22 protein-coding genes and 1 CRISPR repeat array are annotated in these 21,757 nt (G+C 36.9%); of the genes, 5 read left to right on the top strand and 17 right to left on the bottom strand.

Annotated features, from left to right (window positions below; genetic code table 11):
• Positions 1-156: 156 nt before the first annotated feature.
• The 8 genes from ASE42_RS15155 to ASE42_RS15120 form a co-directional block, all read right to left on the bottom strand.
• Complete coding sequence (locus ASE42_RS15155) at positions 157-981, bottom strand: hypothetical protein (protein ID WP_056767847.1); 825 nt, start codon at positions 979-981, stop codon at positions 157-159.
• 57 nt (positions 982-1,038) lie between these two features.
• The gene (locus ASE42_RS15150) at positions 1,039-2,271 is read right to left on the bottom strand and encodes a Fic family protein (RefSeq protein ID WP_056767843.1); all 1,233 of its coding nucleotides are present in this window, start codon (positions 2,269-2,271) and stop codon (positions 1,039-1,041) included.
• A 178-nt stretch (positions 2,272-2,449) separates the two neighbouring features.
• Positions 2,450-2,818: a helix-turn-helix domain-containing protein gene (locus tag ASE42_RS19115; RefSeq protein WP_082580777.1), complete on the bottom strand. Its 369-nt coding sequence runs from the start codon at positions 2,816-2,818 to the stop codon at positions 2,450-2,452.
• Positions 2,819-2,838: 20 nt separating this feature from the next.
• Positions 2,839-5,382, bottom strand: a complete 2,544-nt coding sequence (locus ASE42_RS15140; protein WP_056767840.1) for a MucBP domain-containing protein — start codon at positions 5,380-5,382, stop codon at positions 2,839-2,841.
• Positions 5,383-5,446: 64 nt separating this feature from the next.
• On the bottom strand, positions 5,447-6,184 hold the full coding sequence (locus ASE42_RS15135) for a hypothetical protein (protein WP_056767835.1): 738 nt from the start codon (positions 6,182-6,184) through the stop codon (positions 5,447-5,449).
• A 344-nt stretch (positions 6,185-6,528) separates the two neighbouring features.
• Positions 6,529-7,581, bottom strand: coding sequence for a replication initiation factor domain-containing protein (locus tag ASE42_RS15130; protein ID WP_056767831.1), 1,053 nt, complete (start codon positions 7,579-7,581; stop codon positions 6,529-6,531).
• A 70-nt stretch (positions 7,582-7,651) separates the two neighbouring features.
• Positions 7,652-8,059, bottom strand: coding sequence for a hypothetical protein (locus tag ASE42_RS15125; RefSeq protein ID WP_056767827.1), 408 nt, complete (start codon positions 8,057-8,059; stop codon positions 7,652-7,654).
• Between the two features lie 338 nt (positions 8,060-8,397).
• Positions 8,398-8,640, bottom strand: a complete 243-nt coding sequence (locus ASE42_RS15120; RefSeq protein ID WP_056767823.1) for a hypothetical protein — start codon at positions 8,638-8,640, stop codon at positions 8,398-8,400.
• Between the two features lie 192 nt (positions 8,641-8,832).
• Between ASE42_RS15120 and ASE42_RS15115 the strand changes: the two genes are divergently transcribed.
• A complete protein-coding gene (locus ASE42_RS15115) occupies positions 8,833-9,225 on the top strand; it encodes a helix-turn-helix domain-containing protein (RefSeq protein ID WP_056767820.1) in 393 nt (130 codons plus the stop codon).
• Between the two features lie 197 nt (positions 9,226-9,422).
• Here the strand turns inward: ASE42_RS15115 and ASE42_RS18945 are convergent, their stop codons facing one another.
• The gene (locus tag ASE42_RS18945) at positions 9,423-9,569 is read right to left on the bottom strand and encodes a hypothetical protein (RefSeq protein ID WP_156403031.1); all 147 of its coding nucleotides are present in this window, start codon (positions 9,567-9,569) and stop codon (positions 9,423-9,425) included.
• On the bottom strand, positions 9,566-10,678 hold the full coding sequence (locus ASE42_RS15110) for an AimR family lysis-lysogeny pheromone receptor (protein WP_056767817.1): 1,113 nt from the start codon (positions 10,676-10,678) through the stop codon (positions 9,566-9,568). Before ASE42_RS15110 ends, ASE42_RS18945 begins: the two co-directional genes overlap by 4 nt.
• Before the next feature lie 261 nt (positions 10,679-10,939).
• Here ASE42_RS15110 and ASE42_RS15105 point away from each other — a divergent pair, with 261 nt between their 5' ends.
• Positions 10,940-11,965, top strand: a complete 1,026-nt coding sequence (locus ASE42_RS15105; RefSeq protein WP_056767812.1) for a tyrosine-type recombinase/integrase — start codon at positions 10,940-10,942, stop codon at positions 11,963-11,965.
• A 255-nt stretch (positions 11,966-12,220) separates the two neighbouring features.
• Here the strand turns inward: ASE42_RS15105 and cmr1 are convergent, their stop codons facing one another.
• From cmr1 to ASE42_RS15085, 4 genes are all read right to left on the bottom strand, one after another.
• A complete protein-coding gene (gene cmr1, locus ASE42_RS15100; protein WP_056767810.1) occupies positions 12,221-12,487 on the bottom strand; it encodes a type III-B CRISPR module RAMP protein Cmr1 in 267 nt (88 codons plus the stop codon).
• 15 nt (positions 12,488-12,502) lie between these two features.
• Positions 12,503-13,393 carry a DUF6602 domain-containing protein gene (locus tag ASE42_RS15095; protein ID WP_056767807.1) on the bottom strand — a complete coding sequence of 297 codons (891 nt, stop codon included), beginning with the start codon at positions 13,391-13,393 and terminating at the stop codon, positions 12,503-12,505.
• Positions 13,394-14,016: 623 nt separating this feature from the next.
• A CRISPR array of direct repeats spans positions 14,017-14,312; the repeat unit is 32 nt; unit sequence ATTTCAATCCACGCACTCATGTAGAGTGCGAC.
• A 181-nt stretch (positions 14,313-14,493) separates the two neighbouring features.
• Positions 14,494-14,715 (bottom strand): sigma-O factor regulator RsoA, encoded by a 222-nt coding sequence (gene rsoA, locus ASE42_RS15090; protein WP_029707333.1) that lies wholly within the window; start codon positions 14,713-14,715, stop codon positions 14,494-14,496.
• A complete protein-coding gene (locus ASE42_RS15085; RefSeq protein WP_024425214.1) occupies positions 14,663-15,265 on the bottom strand; it encodes a sigma-70 family RNA polymerase sigma factor in 603 nt (200 codons plus the stop codon). Before ASE42_RS15085 ends, rsoA begins: the two co-directional genes overlap by 53 nt.
• Before the next feature lie 166 nt (positions 15,266-15,431).
• Between ASE42_RS15085 and ASE42_RS18795 the strand changes: the two genes are divergently transcribed.
• From ASE42_RS18795 to ASE42_RS15075, 3 genes are all read left to right on the top strand, one after another.
• Positions 15,432-15,596, top strand: coding sequence for a YvrJ family protein (locus tag ASE42_RS18795; protein ID WP_073204399.1), 165 nt, complete (start codon positions 15,432-15,434; stop codon positions 15,594-15,596).
• Between the two features lie 94 nt (positions 15,597-15,690).
• Positions 15,691-16,854, top strand: a complete 1,164-nt coding sequence (locus ASE42_RS15080) for an oxalate decarboxylase family bicupin (RefSeq protein ID WP_056767804.1) — start codon at positions 15,691-15,693, stop codon at positions 16,852-16,854.
• A 69-nt stretch (positions 16,855-16,923) separates the two neighbouring features.
• The gene (locus ASE42_RS15075; RefSeq protein ID WP_056767801.1) at positions 16,924-17,343 is read left to right on the top strand and encodes a regulatory YrvL family protein; all 420 of its coding nucleotides are present in this window, start codon (positions 16,924-16,926) and stop codon (positions 17,341-17,343) included.
• Between the two features lie 62 nt (positions 17,344-17,405).
• On the opposite strand, the gene ASE42_RS15070 is transcribed toward ASE42_RS15075, so the two are convergent.
• The 3 genes from ASE42_RS15070 to ASE42_RS15060 form a co-directional block, all read right to left on the bottom strand.
• Positions 17,406-20,000 carry a YfhO family protein gene (locus ASE42_RS15070; protein WP_056767797.1) on the bottom strand — a complete coding sequence of 865 codons (2,595 nt, stop codon included), beginning with the start codon at positions 19,998-20,000 and terminating at the stop codon, positions 17,406-17,408.
• 87 nt (positions 20,001-20,087) lie between these two features.
• On the bottom strand, positions 20,088-21,071 hold the full coding sequence (locus ASE42_RS15065) for a glycosyltransferase family 2 protein (protein ID WP_024425218.1): 984 nt from the start codon (positions 21,069-21,071) through the stop codon (positions 20,088-20,090).
• A 299-nt stretch (positions 21,072-21,370) separates the two neighbouring features.
• Entirely contained in the window at positions 21,371-21,643 is a 273-nt protein-coding gene (locus tag ASE42_RS15060) for a YfhJ family protein (RefSeq protein ID WP_024425219.1), read from the bottom strand.
• Positions 21,644-21,757 lie beyond the last annotated feature (114 nt).

Below are 21,757 nucleotides of genomic sequence, written 5' to 3'. Positions count from 1 at the left end.
ATTGTGGGGTTTGCATTTTGAACCAAATTAACGTTTWGAGAACTGAGGTATCTAGATACAGCAACATCAAACAAGTATTTGTCTATTACCGGTATATTACTCAAAAGCTGTCGTACAACTTCAAAGATGATGAGTTTCCCTACTCATCACCAACTCTTATATCAATACTTCTAATCTAGAATAACTATCCTCAATAAAACATATTAAATCTTTCACATTGACAATAATGTAAAAATCTCCACCAAATTCAATCCGATCGAACAAATTTTCATACTCTTCTTCATCTATTACACCAAGTGCAAACAATTTATTTATCTCACTCTTTTTTGAGGTGTGATCTTCACTTATATTTTTTTCTCCAGGATACACTGTAATGCTTAAACAACAATTAATTAATTCCTCTGTAGTTGAGGAAGTATTAATCACTAGAGGAAATCTTATAAGATCAATAGACTTTCCAAGCTTACTAACGTACGGAGAAAATTCAAGACCTGATTGAAATCCCCTCTTTGTATGTCTATTTGTTTCTGTTGGGTGAATTGCACAAAGAGAACGGATATATTCAATAAATTGCGAATCTCCTGAAGTATTCCCACCATATTTTCTTTTAAAATCATCCAAAACAAAGAAATTATTAACCTGAGGTTTTTTAAATTCTTTCTTCGATAAATTTGCAATTATTTGATTGGTTATCGTTTCTATTTGGCTTGCATAATTGAGTAATTCGATGAATTTAAATCCAACATAATCTTTTTCAAAATCAATTTTCATTTCGCTGCTATTCAAATACATGCCAATTTCTTTTACTCGAGTTAAACAAGCCATTAAAAAATTCCATTTGTATTGTTCCCGTTCGATTTTCCCTGTATTATACTTAATCCCTTTAGCATTTTCAGAATAGCCGTTTTCTAACAATCGTTTATTGACCCGCTCAACGATACTGATATCAAGATTACATCTGAATTCTGTACTTTTTTTCATAAACGGTTACCCCATTGAGTTTAGTTATACCTTCTGCGGAATTAGAAACTTTATATTTTAAACTCTAAGTGTGTTCTCCAGAAAACCCTCATTTACTTTAAATGCTTTAGGTCTTAGGCTAACTTGTTCTATATAACCTTCAGACTCTAATTCGCTCACTATTTTATCCACTTTATATCTCGTTATATTAACAGCATCCATTAGTTTCGTTATTGAAATATTAGCATCATTATTTACAAACACAGAAATATCAACCATAAATTTTAATATTAGCCACTTGTCTCGGCTACTCTCTACAAAATCTTCATTAAAGAATTTTGCTATTCTCTCACGTTTCCCCAAACTTATTTCTAAATCCTCTATAATCTCTTCTTGGCCCATAGATAATAATTCAAGCATATCCATTAAATAAAATGTAAGTTCTCCTTTATTCAATGGATTGGGTACTCCTTCAAGTGCCTTATAATACTTATTTTTATTCTTATTAACAGCATATGAAAATGTTATAGCGGAGTATCTCTCAAGATATCTAGATAAATAACTGCAAACCAATAATCGCCCTGTTCTTCCGTTTCCATCATAAAATGGATGTACATACTCATAAAAATAGTGAGCAACCATATAACGATATAATTCAGGGTGTTCATCATCTTCCAAGTATGTTATAAGTGTATTTAAACACTCTATTATTTTGTCCTCGGAACTAACTCCTATATGTGTGATCGATAAACCATTGTTTACCTCAACATAACCTTTTCGGAACAACCTACCGTCGGGCTCATTACTACTATCAATTTCCTTCGAAACTAAATCATCATACAATTCTCTAAAATCCCGCACAGTTTTAAACGGTTCAATATCATCAATAAACAAATATGTTTTCATAAGACCCGTAAAACGTTTGTTAAGATTTTCCGATCTATTTACTCCTTCTAATACACTTTCCAGTTCTTTTTTTGTACTTCTTATCCCTTCAATTTCATTGTTACTCTGCGCTTCATTAACAATCATTTTATGAAAATATGGTTCTAATATATATTGCGGCAGTTTCGCAATTAATGATGAGATTCTTGAACTATTTTTTAACACCTTATTATTTAATTGCATCAAATATGGTATGTTAACGTAAAATAAGGAGTGATGACACTGAGTCAGTTTACCTTTTCTAAATCCTTGCACAGATAATGGGGTTAGATAGGAACCATAACTATTTATACGCTTTTTATATTCTTCTTCGGCAAATTGTTCACCTTTCTTATAAAAAAGCTTTGTTAATTTTTCATATTCCACAATTCCAACCTCCCTTATTTTAAATTATGCCCATTTTTTAAAATTATATAACTAATAACGTGATTTTAAAACAAATTATTTTTCGTTTTCAAATACAAGACCCTGACATTATAAAAATCCCCTAAAAATATTGATTCTTTTCACCTAGCTGCTATTAAATGTTCTAAACCGTAATCCATCAGATATAATCATAAAACTTCTTTGCGCTAATATGATAAGTCCATTTGGAGCTTAATTTCACCGCTGTGCCAAAAGGTAAGACAGAACGTTGCAATCCAACACGTACAAATTGTTCTGACTTCCCCAATAACTTAGCCGCTTTCTGCACAGATATTCTCCCACTATCCATACTTATTTCATCAATATGCTCTGAAGGACTAATCCCAAGAACTTCAAATATCTTAATTTTTCTATTTTGATTAGGTTCATTCTTACCTGATACATATTGACTTATTGAAGATTTCCCTATCCCCGTCAACTTTGACAATTCCGCCTGTGTCATATTTGTTTCATCCATAGCTTTTCTTAAAATTTCTGCAAAACTCAAACCCGCCTATCCCCTCTCTGTTATTTGTTTTTTATCCATTCGACGTCCTCTTTTGTCCATCCCTCTGGTAGACCATTCGGAAATGGATCATCTGCATACACTGGTTTCAAAAGAACCTCGTCATATTCTTTCGTTTCTGAATCCATATGGGTATACATATGAGCGTATAGCTCTAGTTGCTGTTGCACATCCACCATAACGAGATTCACACCCATAGGCGGTGATTTCAGTTTCATGTCATACTTCCCAATGTAAGACCAAATAGGGCTATAAAACTTACGTCCCCCATTCACAAGATCATACGTGATTCTTTTGTCTTTTTTCTCGACCTGTTCATCATTAAAAAGGTGACCTGTGTGACGCTCAACGTTTATGTGCGGAAGCTCGTACGTAATGTCATACACTGATGTTTCGCCCTTCATTTCACTGCTGTGCTTCGTTTCTTCCATTTCAACTAAAGAACGGTTTCCGTTTTTCTTGTATGTCAAATAACTATCGACCATATTCGTCGGAACTTCAAAATCAAATGCAGGCGCAATCTTTCCGCCGATTTCATTTTCATAATGAAGATTCACTTTCCTTTCAAAGCCATAACCTGTTTTCTTTCTTGGAATTTGACTAATCGGTATACTTAACTGTTCATAAAACACCTTTCCCATCAAAGGCGTTTTTTCTGTCATGACAACACCCTTGTAAGACAGCTTTTTGTCTTTTGCCGCATCTGCCTTGATCGTTTTTTCACTCGCTGCGTATCCATCCGTTGCAAGTGAAGTTTTCGCAAAATCAATTTTAAAATCGTTTTTGTTGAAGTCTGTAAACTTCACTGTGTAAAGAGCCTTGTCATTAACCTTTAAATACTTCGCAGGGATTTTCATATCAATCTTCTTAGGTAACTCTTTTGCTGTGTACGTTTTTGATGCGACCTTTGTTGAGCCACGATATAGCCCTACTGTGATTTTTTTGTCGGACATTTCTTTCAAGCTAGACTTGTAATTCAATTCTTTTGACAATAATACTTTGACAGGCAGACCCTTTTCCCATTGCGCTGTATAGATTTGCAGTTTTTCAAAGCCTATTTTTGCGAGTGGTTTGTCATAATAATAATTAATCGTGATGTTTTTTGACCCCACTGTTCCGCTTTCTTTGTTTCCATCAGTCCTTACATAACGATAGGTGTATTCTCCACTTTTGATAGAAGGGTGCTTTTCTGCATACTTTTCTCCACGCACCTTTTTGTAATTCTTAGATTCTTTTATCTTTTCACCTGTGCGATCATCAAAATAATTTACATTTATAGATCGCTCCAAATTGTAATAAAACTTGATCGTCACATCCTTGTTTCCTAATGTGCCCGTTTTCTTGTTGGTGTTCACTGGTTTGAATTTTTCTTTCCCTTTTGCAATGGATGCTTTAGGGGAAAATGAATACGTTGAACCTATGTTTCTTGTGTAACTCTCTTTTTCAAGAAGATCACCCGAATACTTGTCTATATGTTGTACATTGATGTTCTTTTGACGCTTCTCAAATTTCGCCTTAAATGAAGTAGTATTGTTTGGGTCTGCAAACACTTCGCCAAACCCTAATACTTGATAACTACCTGTTGAAGGTTTGGTGATCAAAGGTAGATAAAGAGCCATATCACTTTCTAGTTTTCCAGTATTATAATTTATCCCTACATCCAGTCCAGCTTCTAAATGTACTTTTTGATACCCATACACACGCATAGTACCATTAGTTACTTTCTTCCCTGTTGCTTCATTTACAATTGTGATACCCTTAGGCACTTTAACTTTCACACTGTTCTTCTTAGATGTTTTCAAAGTTGTTGTTTGTGAAATTTGTTTATTATTTTTCACAAGGACTGATAGATCATTTTTAGAAAATTTAATAGAGTTGTCTATATCTTCGCCATTTATAACTAAATCCCATAGCTTGTCATACTTCGGAAGACTTTTCCCCGAATCTCCACCAGAATATAAACGGTCTAAGATCAAAGATGTAATGACAATACCTTGATTTTTATTTTTAAAGATATTTTCTTGACCACCCCATCCATAATACAAAGCTCTTTGTACCTTCGCATTATCATAAGGTGTCGCTTCTTTATACTTTGAACCTGTCGGCGGTGACGCTTTAGAATGCTGAAAACAAAAGGCCTGTTTCCCATCTACCCTAAAATCTCCGACAACTGAACCACGATAAGTGACTGCTCCTTTATATTCAATTTTGGGAGCCGCTGCCTTCGCTTTGGATGGCTTTAGAAAAGAAAAAATGGAAGCGATCATCCCTTGTTTGTCTTCAAGGTCACTTTCCATTAATAGTTCTTGATTTGTATCTCCTTTTTCAATCAATCCGTTAAGCGTTGCTTTGACACGTTCACCGTCAACTAGCATATAGAGAACTTCGCCATTCATTTCTAAATATCCGTCATGGTTAACACCAAATGTTTCTATTCCTTCACCTTTTGCATGAACAGAAGGTGAATATCCTATGATCGCACTAAATAGCATGATTACAATCACCGCTAAAAGTTTTCGTTTTCCTAGCGACGCTTTATTTTTCATTTCGACACCTCTCACTTTTTCAAAATAAAAAAGGCATCCATTTTAGAATGCCTTTCAATCACTTTTACTTATTCAATTCGTCCCATGGTACACCATCAAGATCATTTCCATCATACTTATATTCCTTATACGTTTTACCTGGAGATTGGTCTCCACCATGATTCTTGATATTTCCTTCGCCTGTTTTAATACCATTTGTAGACGTACCACCAGTTGAACGTTTAGGCGCTGTTTTTTTAGGAGTGTTCACATGACTATATGACTTTTTAGGACTGGTTGATTGTTTTGGTTTTTTAGAGCCTGTCACCGATCTGTTAGAACTGGTAGACCCATTAGATGGCTTCGTTTGACTGTATGATTTATTAGAGCTAGTTGAACCATTAGAAGAGCTATATGACTTCTTAGAAGCCACTACTGGAGCTTTAGACGTTGAAGTATTGTTATTCTTCTGCTCCACCTTATTTATCGACTGGCTCTTTGACTGGCTCTTTTCTTCTTTTTTGGTTGCTACTGTTTCACTTTTCTTTGAATCTGTTTTTTTAGTTTTCTTTGAATCCGCTTTTTTGCTTTTCTCTACCTTGTCCTTTTTAGGATTTTCCTTCTTTTTCTTTACCTCATCTTGTTTATGTTTCTTAGTTTCAGTTTTTTCAACCTTGGCAACAGAAACAGTTTTTGCTTGTTGTTTTTCCTGTGTTTCTTGCTTTGCATTAGCATTAAAGCCCCAAATAGTACCGCCTACTAACACGCCCGCCAACCCTAGACCAACAACAGCTTTGACCATTGTATTTTTCTTTGCTTTCATTTGTCTAATCCCCCAATTTTCCGCTATTCGTTAAGTCAATTATATCACGAATTAGCATTATTTTACATAAAAGAACAAAAAGAAAAACAATCAATCCCCCTATTCCCCCAATTCTTTGGGGGACTCCCTCGCCGGTAGGCAGCTCAAAAGGTGTGATGACCTTTTGAGACATTAAAAGGGTATTGGGGGCGCTGATTGTTTCAACTCCTTAATGCTCCCTACGGTGCGCTTACCGTTGACACAAGCCATGTACGCACCACTAGACTTTAATTTACTCAACCTTGGACAAGTCTGAAAGAGCTTTTGCATGAAAGTCCTGCCTCTAATGATCTTTTCCAACTTGATCACCCCATCTGCCTTTCTGCTAAGAACATTTCTAGCATGTCTATATGCTTCTTTTCTAACTTCGCATTAAGGAGCATGTCAGATATATAATTCGTTCCCTTCGCTTTATCCATTTCCAACACGACACGCATGATAGGCGCACAGTTATTTTTTAGCCACACATATGATTTCTCAAAAGTATCTTTTTCAGCTTTCACAGCAAGTCGTAGTTTTCCAACGTCACCAATAAACTTTGTCCAAAACTTGCTAGGCTCCCAGTGCCTTTTATGTCTTTCATCTTTGTCCACAAATCGAACATAATAGTTAATGACCGAAATGGCGATATACGTCAAATTCTCTTTTCTCAACAATTCTTGAATAGCTTTTTCAGCACGATCATCCTTTAAACGCAATTCGTATCTATTCCACTTCTTATCAATATCATCATAAGGAATGTCATATTTTTGAGCTTGTTCAAATCCTTTCTGATAGAAACAGAAGTAGACGTCCGATTTCTTTGAACCCATGTAGAGAGTCATTCCATAAGGCTTCCCGCCATCAAGCAAGGTTGAACCATCATACGATATACTTTTAAATTTTGTAATGCACTCTTGCCGCCTAATTCTTTCACAAAGTGCAGGAATAGAAAAATACGTTTTTCTATCATCTATCGCAATATCAAGCCTTGTGAATTTCCCTTTTTTGTCCTTACATTCTCGAAAGAAATCAAACCACGTTTTCTTTTGACATGTTAGGAATGCTTCAAACTGTCGGCAACCTTGACCCGACATTTCGATAAGCACACCTCTTTCATCATCTGGTTTACTATAGAACACCTTGATCATATCCATTTCATACGTACCAACATATCCGTAAAAGCCTGTCGGCTTATGTTTCATAAAATCTTCATGCAGATTTAATACGTTTTGGATAATATCCTTTACATCATGTGTTTTAAAACTCACACGTATATAGTCAACTATTGATGTGACAGTGTTCTCAACGGTTTCTTTTTCTTTTCTTGTCATTTGTACCCCCCTGTTAGCTTGGGGGGGTTGAACTAATCCCGTCATTCGCTCCGCTCACTCCTCCCGTCGCTGGGCGCTCCCGCTGCCGCTTGCGGCTGTCGCCGCCTGCGCGCCCTTACGCTCCTATTACGCACTTCTTTTTCAATCCATTCCCCAATAGTTCAGACGCAAATACACCAGCAGGACGAACTAAGCCATCCTCAACTAAAACTAATCGACTGCATTTTTCAATTAACGCATGTGTCTTGCATAGGAAGTACAAACCTAATTCACGTGCTATCGTGAAAAGTTTGTCCTCTATAGTTTCATTCACATGAATGATGAAAACATCTTTATTTTTGTAATATTGCAAGAAGCCATCTATACGACCTAATGGTTGTGTGTTAATACAAATGTTTAATTGTTGGCAAATTTCATAAACGTCATTTGTCCCAAATTCTTTTAACAATGAATCCACTTTATGTTTAACTTCCGTCACAGTATAAATGACAATCACTTTCCCTTCTTGAATGAGATTAATCATATATATCCGCTCTGGTTTCCCATCATGGCGCTTATCAGCCGTTTCACTCGACCTAGTAGGCTATTTATAGCCATCAAGTTGATTAATGGTGACAACTATCCCGCACGCTTTTTCTAGCCTGCTTACAGTTTGGTATACCGATTACTGTCAATCGTCAAAAACGACGCATATAGACATTTCATTCAAGAAGCCCTATAATAAAATTGTCTAGGTTTTATTATTGGGCGTTCTTGATTCAGTCAAGGCGCTTTTTTTGTTTGTATGTACTTTTTTCAAAGATCAACCTCTCCTAAACACTTCTTCTTTGACAGTCCATCAATGGTGTATACTCACATTGATCAACTGGCCATCAACGAATTGATTTCTTTCATTCCGACTTTATAATGTTTCTTGATCCGTCTTAGTGATACACCTTTAAGCAATAACCTTTCGATAATCCCTTTACTTAATGGCTGTTTAAGATAATGGTTTATAATCACAATATCCAAAGCCATTTTCATTCGTACTGACCAACTACCTTCTAGCGTCTTAGCAATTAACACTGCTTTTCTCATATTTTGTTTTGTATCTGTATAATTCATCTAACTACCTCGAAATGATTTATAAGACTCGAAAAACCACAAGTGATGACAAATATGACTCACTTTTAATTTATTATAGCACTGTAAGTTCAAACTTACAAGTTATCCAAAGTTTTTTTTAACTATTTGTCAACCCCATGATATAATACTTAATACAAGAAATAAGCAGGATAAACAAAAGAAGGTGTAAACTTGGAAAATAACATTGTTGGTAAAAAAATTAGACAAGTTAGAAAAGAACATGGATATTCTCAAAGAAACCTTGCTAAGGAATTAGGAATTACAGGCAGCTATTTAAGTAAAATCGAAAAAGGACAAACTTTATCTATTCCTTTATTAGAGAAAATAGCTCAGTTTTTTAACCTTCATACGTCTTACTTTTTTACAGACGATGAAGAATTAAATAATTTCTCCAATAATGAAAAATCACTTTTATTTGAACCTGACCTTTCATTAGACAACATCAAAGAAAAGTATAATTTCATAAAATATAAAGATCGAGAAGTTACTGATGATGAATTAAAAATTATGTTAGACGTTCTCGAAGCCTACAGAAATTCTAAAAATCAAGAAAGTGACGACTAGGAAATTTTAGCTGTCTCTTTCTTTTTTTTCTCTAATTTCTCCACCAACTTTTTAAAAAATTCTTCAAAACTCACTACCCTTTTCACTAAAAACAACTCCTTTCACATGTAACAATTTCCTTTTTTCTGAAAAATAAAATTATGAAATAGTCTGAAAAAACACCAAAGACGCTACCTTTTTATAGGTAACGTCTTTTATTAAATAAAAAACTTTTCTTGTTCAATTGTTTTCACTTCTTTACTTTTCAAGCCAATTGGCGGGTCAACCATAGGTTTAAAGATTATTGAAGAAGATAAAGCAACTGTTAACATCCCTACACCCATTACCACCTTAACAATTTTCATACAATCACCTCCTTTAATATAGATGATTCAAAGGAGTCTATCTTCAAAAGTTCTATTTTCGGTAACCTAGCTCGAAACACATCATTATTCTCTAAAAACAAATGCATAGATAGTAATAGTTTGACACAATTCTTTTCTTTAATTCCTTCAAATAAAAGAACATATGCTTGTTGTTCCTTATCGAGTTTTATTTGTGTTTTAGCTTCACCTATCAAAATTTTTATAAACGGATTCAAATAGTCAACTTCTTTACCCCACCAAAATTGGAGTATAGATATATTTTCTTTTATGTTATCCGCAACATTAAATCTTTCAATATCCTCATTTATGCTTAAACAATGATTTAAATATTCATATGCCCTTTCATACGATTCCATCATATAAGATATTCCTAGTATAAAATAAGCTGTTGAGTCAAATGTAGGTCCCATACGAGAAACTAAAATTCTTTCAGAAGCTTGCCGAGCTAATTCAACATTGTCCTTAAATTTTAATGCTATATGTGATACAGCTTCATCCAGCCGAACCATAAAAGCCTTATAAATAAAGGGGTCAGAAATTTCAGAGATTTTTTCTTTGATTCCTTCAATGTAATAGTTAGCAATTTCTAAATTCTTATTATAAAAAAAGCTGTACATTTCCAGTATCATTAATAAAGCTTCCATTTCAGTGCTGTGAGCTTTAAATTTCTTAAGTTCCGACAAAAATTCTCGCTCGTTATAGTCAGTCTGTTTAGCTTGAAACTGCCAATGATAAATTTGACTCCATTCCCTAACCTCTTCATTTTGATCAATAAGCCCTTTTTCGATTAAATGGCGGGATAGATCATGTATTCTTTTTACATGGGCATATTCCAAAGCAATTCTTTGATTTTTCTTTCTAGTTATATTCATAACATAACTAGTCATCAATTCAATTTCTTTTTCTGGCGCTAGCAATTGAACCAAATCTAAGACCATTGAAAAAGAAATTTCTTGCCCACTAGAAAAGAACTTACTTAATTGACCTTCACTAATTCCAGTCTCTAATGAGACTTTTTTTTGTGTTAGTCCTTTTGACAAAATACTTTCTTTTAAATAATTTCGAATATTAATTTTATCATCAAGCATCCCATCACCATTTTTCGCTTAAATTTAACATATATCAAATAAAAAACATGTCGATATTTGACGATTAAATCACTTTTTCCAGTTGAATAATATGACTCGTTAGTGTTCAATATAGCACTTACAGTCATCTTTTTCAACTTATTTTGAACTAAATTATGATTTTTAGTCAACTTTTTGCTATAATCCTATGTAGATCATCTATTCCAAACATAAAAAATGAATAATATGACTCAATCTACAGTTTGAAAGGTGTGTCATATATTGAAAAATCCAAATGGATACGGTTCAGTTTATAAGTTATCTGGAAAAAGAAGAAAGCCTTGGGGTGTAAGAAAAACTATCGGGTGGGATGAAAACGGCAAGCAGCTATACCAGAATATTGGATACTATGCAGATCGTTCAGAAGCAATGATGGCACTAGCTGAATTCAATAAGAACCCATATACAACAGAGGCTTCCCAAGTCACTTTCGCTGAATTATTCGATTTATGGTCAAAAGAGAAGTTCAAAAAAGTCTCAAAATCAAATATAAACGGCTACACTGCTTCTTTTAAAATTTCTCAAACGTTGCACAATATGAAATTTGTCGACATCAGAAAAACACACCTTCAACAAGTAATTGATAATTGTAATAAAAGCCATGCGACATTAAGAAAAATAAAAGTACTATTCAACCAATTATTTAAACACGCACTTGAAAATGATCTTGTACAAAAAGATTACTCAAAATTTGTTGAAATCGGAGCGAACACCGAAGAAAGTAAGAGAAAGCCTTTCAGCAAAAACGAAGTAAGCACTTTATGGACTTTTGTAGATCGCATGGACTTTATAGATACCATTTTAATCATGATCTACACTGGTTTAAGACCAGGTGAACTTCTTTCAATAAAGACTGCCGAAATTGAATTAGATAAGCGAATCATGAGAGGTGGGAGCAAAACAAAGGCAGGCAAAAACAGAGTTATTCCTATCCATGAAAGAATTCTCCCTTTTATTGAAGCTCGTTACAACAAATCAAACGAATATTTAATTGTAAACCATGAAAATAAACAGATGAAATATTGGAATTACTATGAGGAGAAATGGAAAAAAATCATGGAACAATTAGAGATGGAACATAAACCACATGATTGTAGACATACATTTGCTTCGAGAATGCATTTATACGGAGCAGATAAACTTTATATCAAAAGAATTATGGGACACGCTTCTAGTGACATTACAGACAAAGTTTACACGCACACAGATATTGAACAATTAATAGCCGCTGTTGATCTACTTAAATAAAAGGGTAAATGACCCTTTTATTTTCTCTGATTATTTGTCTATTACCTGTCTATTACTTGTCTATTACCAAGAAAATTTTATGGGTTTTCACAAGTCTTTAATAATGAACAAACCCCACAACCATAGTGATTGTGGGGTTTGCATTTTGAACCAAATTAACGTTTTGANAAGAAAATTTTATGGGTTTTCACAAGTCTTTAATAATGAACAAACCCCACAACCATAGTGATTGTGGGGTTTGCATTTTGAACCAAATTAACGTTTTGATAATTCATTTGCATTCTTGCAAGCAGCTCCTCGAGTTGCACGCCACCAGAAACGAAGTTGTCCACGAATCGCACTTTCTCGAATCGGTCTGTCTTGATCAATTGAGTTTGATTGGGGCCCTCCCCCAAACATTGGCGTAACCAAATGAATAGTAAGCGGCTCTTTAAAAAGTCTTTGGTCTTCATGAATTTTCGTGTCAATCGCATGTTTCACATCATGCCAATTGGTTTTGGGTTTACTAGATTCCCTTGTCATGTCGCTCTCCTTTCTTCACTTTGTTATATGTTTCTGAAATAGCTCGGCATATGCATAGTGAGGGAAAAACATGGGATTGTTAATGAGCATTAGCAATTGATTTAATTGGAAGTTTAGCGTTAACAGATCGTATCCATCAATACGTAAATCGCTGAGTTTGTTCGAAATCACTTTGTCTTTACTATTATCTTTATTTTTCTCACTATTTTTTTTCTTTTCTTTATCCTCTTGTTCCTTAGACCTTTCTGGATCATAACAATTTAATTCATTAGCCCACCATCCTAGCTGTTTATCTTCATTAGGAGCTCTTAAATGAAATACACTCTTTTGTTTTATAAGAATAAGGTCAAATGCTTTGTCTAATATTTCAAACATCTTTGAAGATGAGTTTGCTGTTTGCCTTTTTAAATTACTTGCTAAAATTAAAATAGGACGTGTTCGTTTCTGTGTATCATTTTCAACCATGTCAACCCCTTTGGCGGCTATCCTAGCTATTCCTTTTGTTTTCGGTACTAATTTTTTTATATTGTCAGACCAAACTTTTAAATTATCAACATCGAAATTTGAACTTTTACATTCTATAGCAACCGCAACCGCCTCAATCGGTATAAATTTCAAGGAATTGTGTTGGAACACATACGGCGTATACTGCTCATCAAATACGGCAATATCGACTTCGTTAGAATGATTTCCTTCTGAGTCAATAATGATGACACCTTGTGCTAATGAATATTTTTTAGGAATGATTTTCCGAAAAAACTCCAGCCACATCACTTCTCTAGAATCTCCTGTCAGCCCTCCATGGTTAGAAGCAAAGTCCACTTCTTCTGATATCATGCTGTTTAATCTTTGATAATTCTCTAAGATCAGCTGCTCAACTTTACCGGTTCGCTCCGTTTCACCCAAACCAATTCCTCCTTCATCATTCATTACGAATGGATAAAATTTGAATCTAAATGACTACTTTTCATTTCGACTTATTTTGAGATTTTTTAAGGTTTATTTAGGAAAAAGAAGAAGAAAAAAACATGACTGCAATGAGTCATGTTTTCACTATACATATGAACAGTCTATTTTGATGGTTTTTGTATCTGAAAGAGGATGTTGTAAGTTCATGATCTCTGAGAATGTCATACCCGTTTAAGACACAATCATTTAAAATCACGCACTCATATAGAGTGCGACTGCGATTTCCGCCCTAATTGTAACATTTTTTAGAAAATGATAGGTAAAATCCTCAACTTTCAATAAAGAATTTTGTTTTCCCCTTCACGAAATATACATTTTTACCTAGTTTTGTCGAATAAAAAGGTGCGAATGCCTCAGGGATTTTATGTTCACCTCACATTCGCACCAAATTTTTCTTAATCCTATTTAATTAAAAACTATTGCTCTAAAGGTACTTATTCATTATTTCATCAACAGGTTTGAATTCATTTAAAAACATGACTACTGAGCCAGAGTCATGTTTTTCACACCTAAATCAAGCACAATTGTCAATATATTTTTCAAGCCACCTAATGACGAGAATTTCAGTCCTCACACTCATATAGAGTGCGACGAGTACCAAACGAAGCAGCTTGCCGGCTATTATCATTTCAATCCACCCACTCTTGTAGAGTGCGACTATAGCACAGTTCCTTTATCCGACAATCGACGACCATTTCAATCCACGCACTCATGTAGAGTGCGACAGAGTGTTCTCTTTGCATGGGAACTGGTGATGAATTTCAATCCACGCACTCATGTAGAGTGCGACCAACCGTACATTCACAAATCAATCAGGTGAAAGGATTTCAATCCACACACTCATATAGAGTGCGACTACGATTTCCGCCCTAATTGTAACATTTTTTAGGAAATAATAGTGAAAATCCTCAACTTTCAATAAAGAATTTTGTTTTTCCCTTCATAAAATATACATTTTCTCTCATTTTTGTCGAATAAAAAGGTGCGAATGTCCCGATGATTTTATGTTCACCTCATATTCGCACCATCAGTTCCTCTTACAACTTCGTCATATATTCCACAATAAACTCCCAAAATCCAGGTCCTTCTTGGTAAATCAGCCGGTCTATTTTTTCGATGAGTTTGATGTAGAGTTCTTGTTCGAGGTCTTCTCTTTCTTGATATGCCGTGTTTTGTAGTTTCTTTTTGATCATGGGTGTGAAGGTTTCAATGAGTTCTTCCATTTCTCCATTGGTCATTTTGTCTTCGTGCACGGACATCTCCCCCTGTTTCTTCTTTTAGTTTGTTGAGTGCTTTTTTGTGAATGTTTGAGATGTTTTGTCTTGTTTCGCCTAACTGATCGGCTATTTCTTTCATCGTTTGGCCTTCGACATAGATTTGGGTTAGGACCATTTTTTGTTTGTCTGTTAGCTGCTGGTAGGCCTTGTACAATGTTTGGTCTTGCAGATGCTCCCCTAGGTCTTGCTGGTTGAAGAGCACGGCTTCATACGTATCTGTTTGAACAGGGTCTTTCACTTCTTGTGTATCAGGATGATCGAGTATGAGCGGAAAACGCTGCTGTTTCTTTTTTACTCGTTTGTCAAAGTCGACTGAAAAGATGCGTATCATTGTGGAGATATACTTGATGATGCGGATTTTCTGATAGAACTGTTTGAACTCGGAATCTAGTTTTTTGGCATTTTCCTCGTTTGGCTCTTCCATGACTTGCCGGAGCAGCTGCTCGTTTTTCGGGTTGCTTAAAAACTGCTGAATGAGCGGGTGATCAATGATTTCCTTCCATTTTGCTTTCAATAACAGCCGATAATCCATGTGCATCCTCCCCTTTGTTCCCTCTACTAGCATTAAGTGGACAAAAGTTAAAAAAAGTAAACTTCGTGAAACGGGTCTAATGATTCATTTTCTCCCCCTCTGCTTTCCTTTTTCTTCTTTCATACCACTTATATAGAAGACGAGTATCCGCTGGGAGGTGAGACAAATGGAGACCTTTTTTTCAGAGGAATGGCTGAAGCAGCTCGGTCAGGCTGGCTTCCCTGCCATTTTGACGGTTTACTTGCTGACACGCTTTGAACGAAAGTTTGATGAATTAAGCAAGCTCATCCAACGATTAGTCGCTGCTCAAAAAAATGATGAATCAGATTGACATCTGCTTGATTCGTTTCACCTTATGAAAACGAGGGCGAAATGAAAGGCCTTTTGTCACCTCACACAATACGATGTTGAAAGGGGATTTTATCATGAGTGAAAAGCAAAATGGAATACCACAGCCGATTCGAGGAGAAAAAGGAGCAACGGTCAAAATTCCACGTAATCTCGAGCGGGACAGACAAAATCCAGATATGCTCACGCCGCCAGAAACCGATCATGGAACGGTCTCCAACCTGAAATATTCTTTTTCTGATACACACAATCGTTTAGAAAAAGGCGGCTACGCCCGTGAGGTAACAGTACGTGAACTGCCGATCTCTAAAAGTCTTGCATCTGTTAATATGCGGTTAAAGCCTGGTGCGATTCGTGAGCTTCACTGGCATAAGGAAGCGGAATGGGCGTACATGATTTATGGGGAAGCCCGGATTACATCGGTTGATGCAGAGGGGCGCAATTTTACAGAGGATGTGACTGAGGGTGATTTGTGGTACTTCCCTTCTGGCCTGCCGCACTCTATCCAAGCACTTGAACCGGGAGCTGAATTCTTGCTTGTGTTTGATGATGGGTCATTCTCAGAAAATAGTACGTTCCAAGTAACCGATTGGCTTGCCCACACGCCAGAGGAAGTCGTGCTTAAGAACTTCGGTATGACAAAAGAGCAGTTTGACAAGCTGCCAGAGAAAGAAAAGTATATTTTCCAAAAAGGAATTCCTGGTTCTCTTGAATGTGACAAGGTGAAAACAGAGCAAGGAGAAGTCCCGAATTCCTTTAAATATGAACTGTTAAAACAAGAGCCGATTACGTCAAGCGGCGGACAAGTGTGGATTGCAGACTCTACCAATTTCAAAGCATCTAAAACGATTGCATCTGCTCTTGTAAAAGTTGATCCAGGTGCCATTCGCGAGCTGCACTGGCATCCAAATACGGATGAATGGCAATATTTCATTTCTGGAAAAGCACGAATGACGGTATTTGCTTCTGATGGACATGCGAGAACCTTCAACTATCAGGCGGGAGACGTTGGATATGTCCCATTTGCGATGGGGCATTATGTAGAAAATACAGGCGACGAACCGCTTTATTTCTTAGAAATCTTTAAGAGCGATCATTATGCAGACATTTCACTCAATCAGTGGCTTGCGGTCACACCGAAACAGCTTGTTCTTGATCATTTAGATCAAGGTGAAGAATTCTTAAAACTGCTTGATACTGAAAAACATCCTGTGATCGCTGCGCCTAAAAAAGAGGATTAACATATAACTTCCTGCAAAAAGGCTGTCCTTTTTGCAGGTATCTTCATGTAAAGGAGTGTTTGTTCACCTATGCAGCAATCTGTTCACGCTTTATGGCAAGGGCTGAAATGGCTCATGGCGGCGTCGGCTGTCTGTTACATATTTTTGTTGTTTTGTGTACTGTTCTTTCATTTAACGGGTGCTTTTTATCAATCGATTTTATCGATGCTTTTATTTATGGGCATCTATGTGGTACTTGGGATATCCTTTGAGCATGTGGAGCATTTGCTTATGAGGGTTGTGAGAAAGTGCCGTTCCAAAAAACGCTCCATCGTTCTCTATGCCATTTCAATTCATCTTTTGTTTATTTGGGGTGCTGTCTATTTATCAGATGAATTGGTAGGCGGCATTTTACTGTCTACTTCTGAGGAAATTCTCTTTGCTCTCAGTCTTTGGTTGTTTCATTTTTTGTTTGATTATGCGACGTTTTCGTTTGAGAAAAAAGCTTAGTGATTTGCTTCATATGATGGATATCGTGCTCGATCAGCCCTTGGAAGATAAAAAAACACCACTTATGATGAAAAGTGGTGTTTCTTGTGTTTTCTTCGTGCATATAGGATCGCACCGATCAAACTGACGAGTGAAATCAACGCGAGAATTCTGATATAAGGCGGATAGTAGGTTAGCACAATCTCATTTTTGCCTTTTTCTATTGGAAAACCGATAAAGGCGTAATTGGATTGTTCAATATCGGTCTGCTTTCCGTTTACCGTGAGCTCCCAGCCTTTTTCATATGGTACTGGCAAGATCATATAATCATCGCCGCGTTTGTTATCATATGAAATCGTAAAGCGGTTGTTTTCGAGCTTTACTTGCTGGCTGCCATTATCCTGTTTTTCTTTTTCATATGCTTTTTCTAGAATGCGGTAAGGCTCTTGATACAGCCTCAGTTGATTGAGTTCATACGTCCCTTTTGGTACTCGAATGGAAAGAATTTTTTCCGCAGGGACTCGAATCGTCACTTCATTGACGCCTGTTTTGTAGATGGATGTATTGCTTTTTCGTGAGGTGACGTAGTTGTCAACGGATAACTGAAATCCTTCGTTTCGGTCGGTCCGCTTCACATAAAAGCTCACATACACATCCCCAGCGCGGGCCATATCATCTGGCAGCGTGATATTCAGGCCGCCTGTTTCTCCGTATACATCAAGCACACCATGTTCGTATATAGCTTGTTCGGTATGAATATTTGTATCCTTGACTCGATTTGGCGCATGCTCAATTTCAGCGTTTCCTTTTTTGTCTAAAATCACACCTTGCAGCATCGCATGCTCCCTATCAAGTGCTGAGGCATCCTTTAAGGATTCTTTTGAATAAACGGTGCTTGTTGTTCTTGCAAATGGCAGCGGCCGTGTATTTTCATACACTTTATAATGCTCGCTTTCCAATATTGGCTTAAAATAAGCTGGCGGTGAGTAAGACATCGTGTTGTCTCTCATATAATACTTTCCGTAGGTCAGGCTGTATAAATTCGCCCTGTCCCCCATTGTTGCATAACGGCTGACACTTTCACGTCCCATATCGATTTGCAGGTCATTCCAATAAAAATTGAGCAAATGTTTATTTAATATACTTGAATACGCACTCATGCCTTGAAAGTCTTCAAATAACGGGGTATTGTTGCGCACGCCGTTCATCCAATCAATCCGGGCAAGCGGATCTTTTGAGGAGCGGCTTTGAATCTGCTGAATGAGCTTCATTTGCTCATGTCCAGCATACGCCTCACTATTCAGATACGTATCTGATACGCTCTTAATATTGCTTCTTTCAGATAAATAGCCCTGCTGGTACACGCCTGCTGTCAGTAAGCTAACAACGATGAGCACAGCTGAAAAGAGACGAAAGTGCTGGCGTTTTTCCGCATGAATCACAAGGAAAAACAAGCTGATCACAAGCAGTCCTATGCCTGTAAATACAACAACATCCATATTTCCCTTTGCTCGTTCTGATAAAATGACTGCGAGAAGAAATACGATCCAAGCGCCTAAGACCGCACGCTTTTTCCACTTCCACTCGATTTGCGAGAAATGCTTGATGGTGATGGCTACGACCGCCCCAACTGTAAAGGCAAGAATGTATTCAAACCTGTACTGCGGTGCTGAAAAACCATTAAACACGCTCGCCATCTTTGGACTGTAGTGAAAAACAATGAGCAGAACGCTGATCGATGTAAACATGAAAAACCACCTGTTCTGGTAAAGCGGAACGAGGAACATACAAATGAGAAAGATCACAGGTAATAAATACACCCTGCTTGTAAACAGCAGATGATCATGCAGATCAAACCAAGGTATAGATTGATCATATGGCGGTCTTATATTATGAAGAAATCCATAGACAGACGGGACAAAAAAGGCTGCACTGATTCCAAAGGATAACAGCGTAGAGACCGCCAGCGTCCAGAACACCTTCCACCCGTTCTCCTCACTTCGAAGCTTGATGATATATCTGAAGACAAGATAGATCGCTAAAAAGATAAAATGAATATAAGCAAAGTAAAAATTGTTGATGAGCATCAGGCTGCACGCCGCAATAAACCAAGCCGGTTTACCTGTTTTGAAAATCCGTTCAACCCCAAGTACAAGCAGCGGGAGCCACATCATACTGTCGGTGAAAAACTCCCAAAACGTTTGATGCCGAAAATACACAATAGACAATCCGTAAATTGCGGCTCCTGTTAATGCGCTCAGCCTATGCTGAACCATTGAAAGAAGCACACGGTAAGCGATGAACAGAATGAGCGTCAGCTTGATCACACTCAGCCAAATGACGGCATTTGCCCAGAAATGGATGTCCGTTGACTGGATAAGATGAAGTGCATTCATCAGCCAGACGACAGCGACTGTGACCATAAAGACAGTCGACGTTGTGAAATAATAACCTAATTGCGTATATGTACCGCCGCCCAGCCCGAATTGATAGGAATAAAAGAAGTTCCCTTTGACGTATTCATCGTACAGCAGCTTTTTAAATGGGAGCATTTGTGAGATCCCGTCTCCATCTCCTGTCATATACCGGCCTTGCGTATATTCATATAAGAAAAAGGAGTGTCCTAATAAAGCGAGAATGAGGCACATTCCTATCATTATCCATCTACGTTTCATCATCTAAATCCTTTCCACAAAAGATCCACTGTTCTTTGAAACAAAACAACCCAGCAAGCGATTCGTGCTTGCCGGTTATTTGACTCCACGTTATTTAAATAACTGTGTTAACACTCGGTCTTGTTCCTTTGAGCTTGTCTCTTGTTCCATCACATTTGATTCCTGGATTAAATAATGCGGCCTCTTTTTCGTTTCATAATAAATACGGCCAATATATTCTCCAATCACGCCTAGACTCAAAAGCTGGACACCTCCGAGGAACAGCACAGCCGATATTAAAGTAAAATAACCCGGCACCATAATGCCTGTTCTGACGATTTGAATAAAGGTGGCTACGATGTAAATCAATGAGAGAAATAAGATCAGTATGCCAGTATAAAAACAAATTCGCAGCGGGCGGTTGTTAAAGGAAATGACGCCATCTATGCCATAGTTAAATAATTTCTTCAGTGACCATTTTGTATCACCATGCTGTCTTTCTACATTTTCATAATAGATGACCTTTTCTTCAAACCCAATCCAGCAAAAAAGCCCTTTCGAAAAACGATTTCCCTCTTTCAGCTGGAGAAGTGCATCGATGGCTTGGCGTGAAATTAAACGGAAATCCCCGACGCCATCACGCAAGTCCACTTCTACTACCTTGTTCATCACCTTATAATACATGGATGACAGGTAAGAGCGCAGCTTGCTGTCACCTTTACGATTCCGTTTGGCAATGACTTGATGATAGCCTTCTTCATACCCTCTGACAAAGTCCTGAATTAAATACGTCGGGTGCTGCAGATCGGCGTCCATAATAATCGCAGCTGCTCCTTTTGCATGTTCAAGACCTGCCAAAATAGCGGCTTCCTTTCCAAAGTTACGCGAAAAGGAAATATATTTAACCTTTGCACTTTTGCGAGAGAGCTCTCTCATGTATTGAAGCGTGTTGTCTTTGCTTCCATCATTTACAAAGATGATTTCAAAGTCATAATGAAAATCGCGAAACTCTTCCTCGAGTGCCTCAAAGATTCGTCTGATGTTTTCACCTTCATTGTAAGAAGGAATTATAACAGAGAGCAGTTCCCGTTCCATATCGCACCTTCTCTTCACTTTTTTCACATAGTCTGATATGTTCATTATTCCTTTTTTGTCAGAAAACGAAACCCTTTTTTATTATCCATAAATTACATGTCTCTTCAATCGTTTCATTATATCAGAGTTTTATTTCCAGTGATTTTCAGCAGGATGAATTTAATGTAATTTTAAGTTTAATCATTGTAAAAAGCCTGTAATTTCGATCACAGACTGGGTATTGTTTCATAAAGTTATTTAGTCATTTGTATATTTTCCTTATTATTGAAAAAGATGAATGGAAGTAAAAGGGCAACCTTTTAATGAAGCAGCCCTCGATTGTTTTGTTGCAGATGCTCGTTTGCCTTTGATTGTTTATTTTGAAATAAATGCAGCTGCGCTCCGTAGCTCTCGATCCACTCTTGGACAATTCGTTCTGTTGTTTCCTGTCCTTTATACTTGCGGCCAGCCTTTGCATAAGTCGTTTCAAAATCACTCCAAAGCAGCTCTACCCATGTACGTGCTTCGTCATATGTCAGCATATTGTTTTTTTCCATGAGTTGTTCTGTTAGTCGCTCAAAGTATTGTTCCATGCTTGTTCCTCCTTCATCTAGCAGAAAGTGCCTTTTTAAAAAAACTTCTTTTTTCATATACTACCCTTACGTCTTCAAAAGACGCAAATGATTTGTATTGTTTGGAGGGAATCG

The organism is Bacillus sp. Root920 (assembly GCF_001429445.1).
GTDB lineage: Bacteria > Bacillota > Bacilli > Bacillales > Bacillaceae > Bacillus > Bacillus safensis.
Note: the sequence above shows the minus strand (reverse complement) of the source record. Positions and strands in the feature narration are given on the sequence as shown.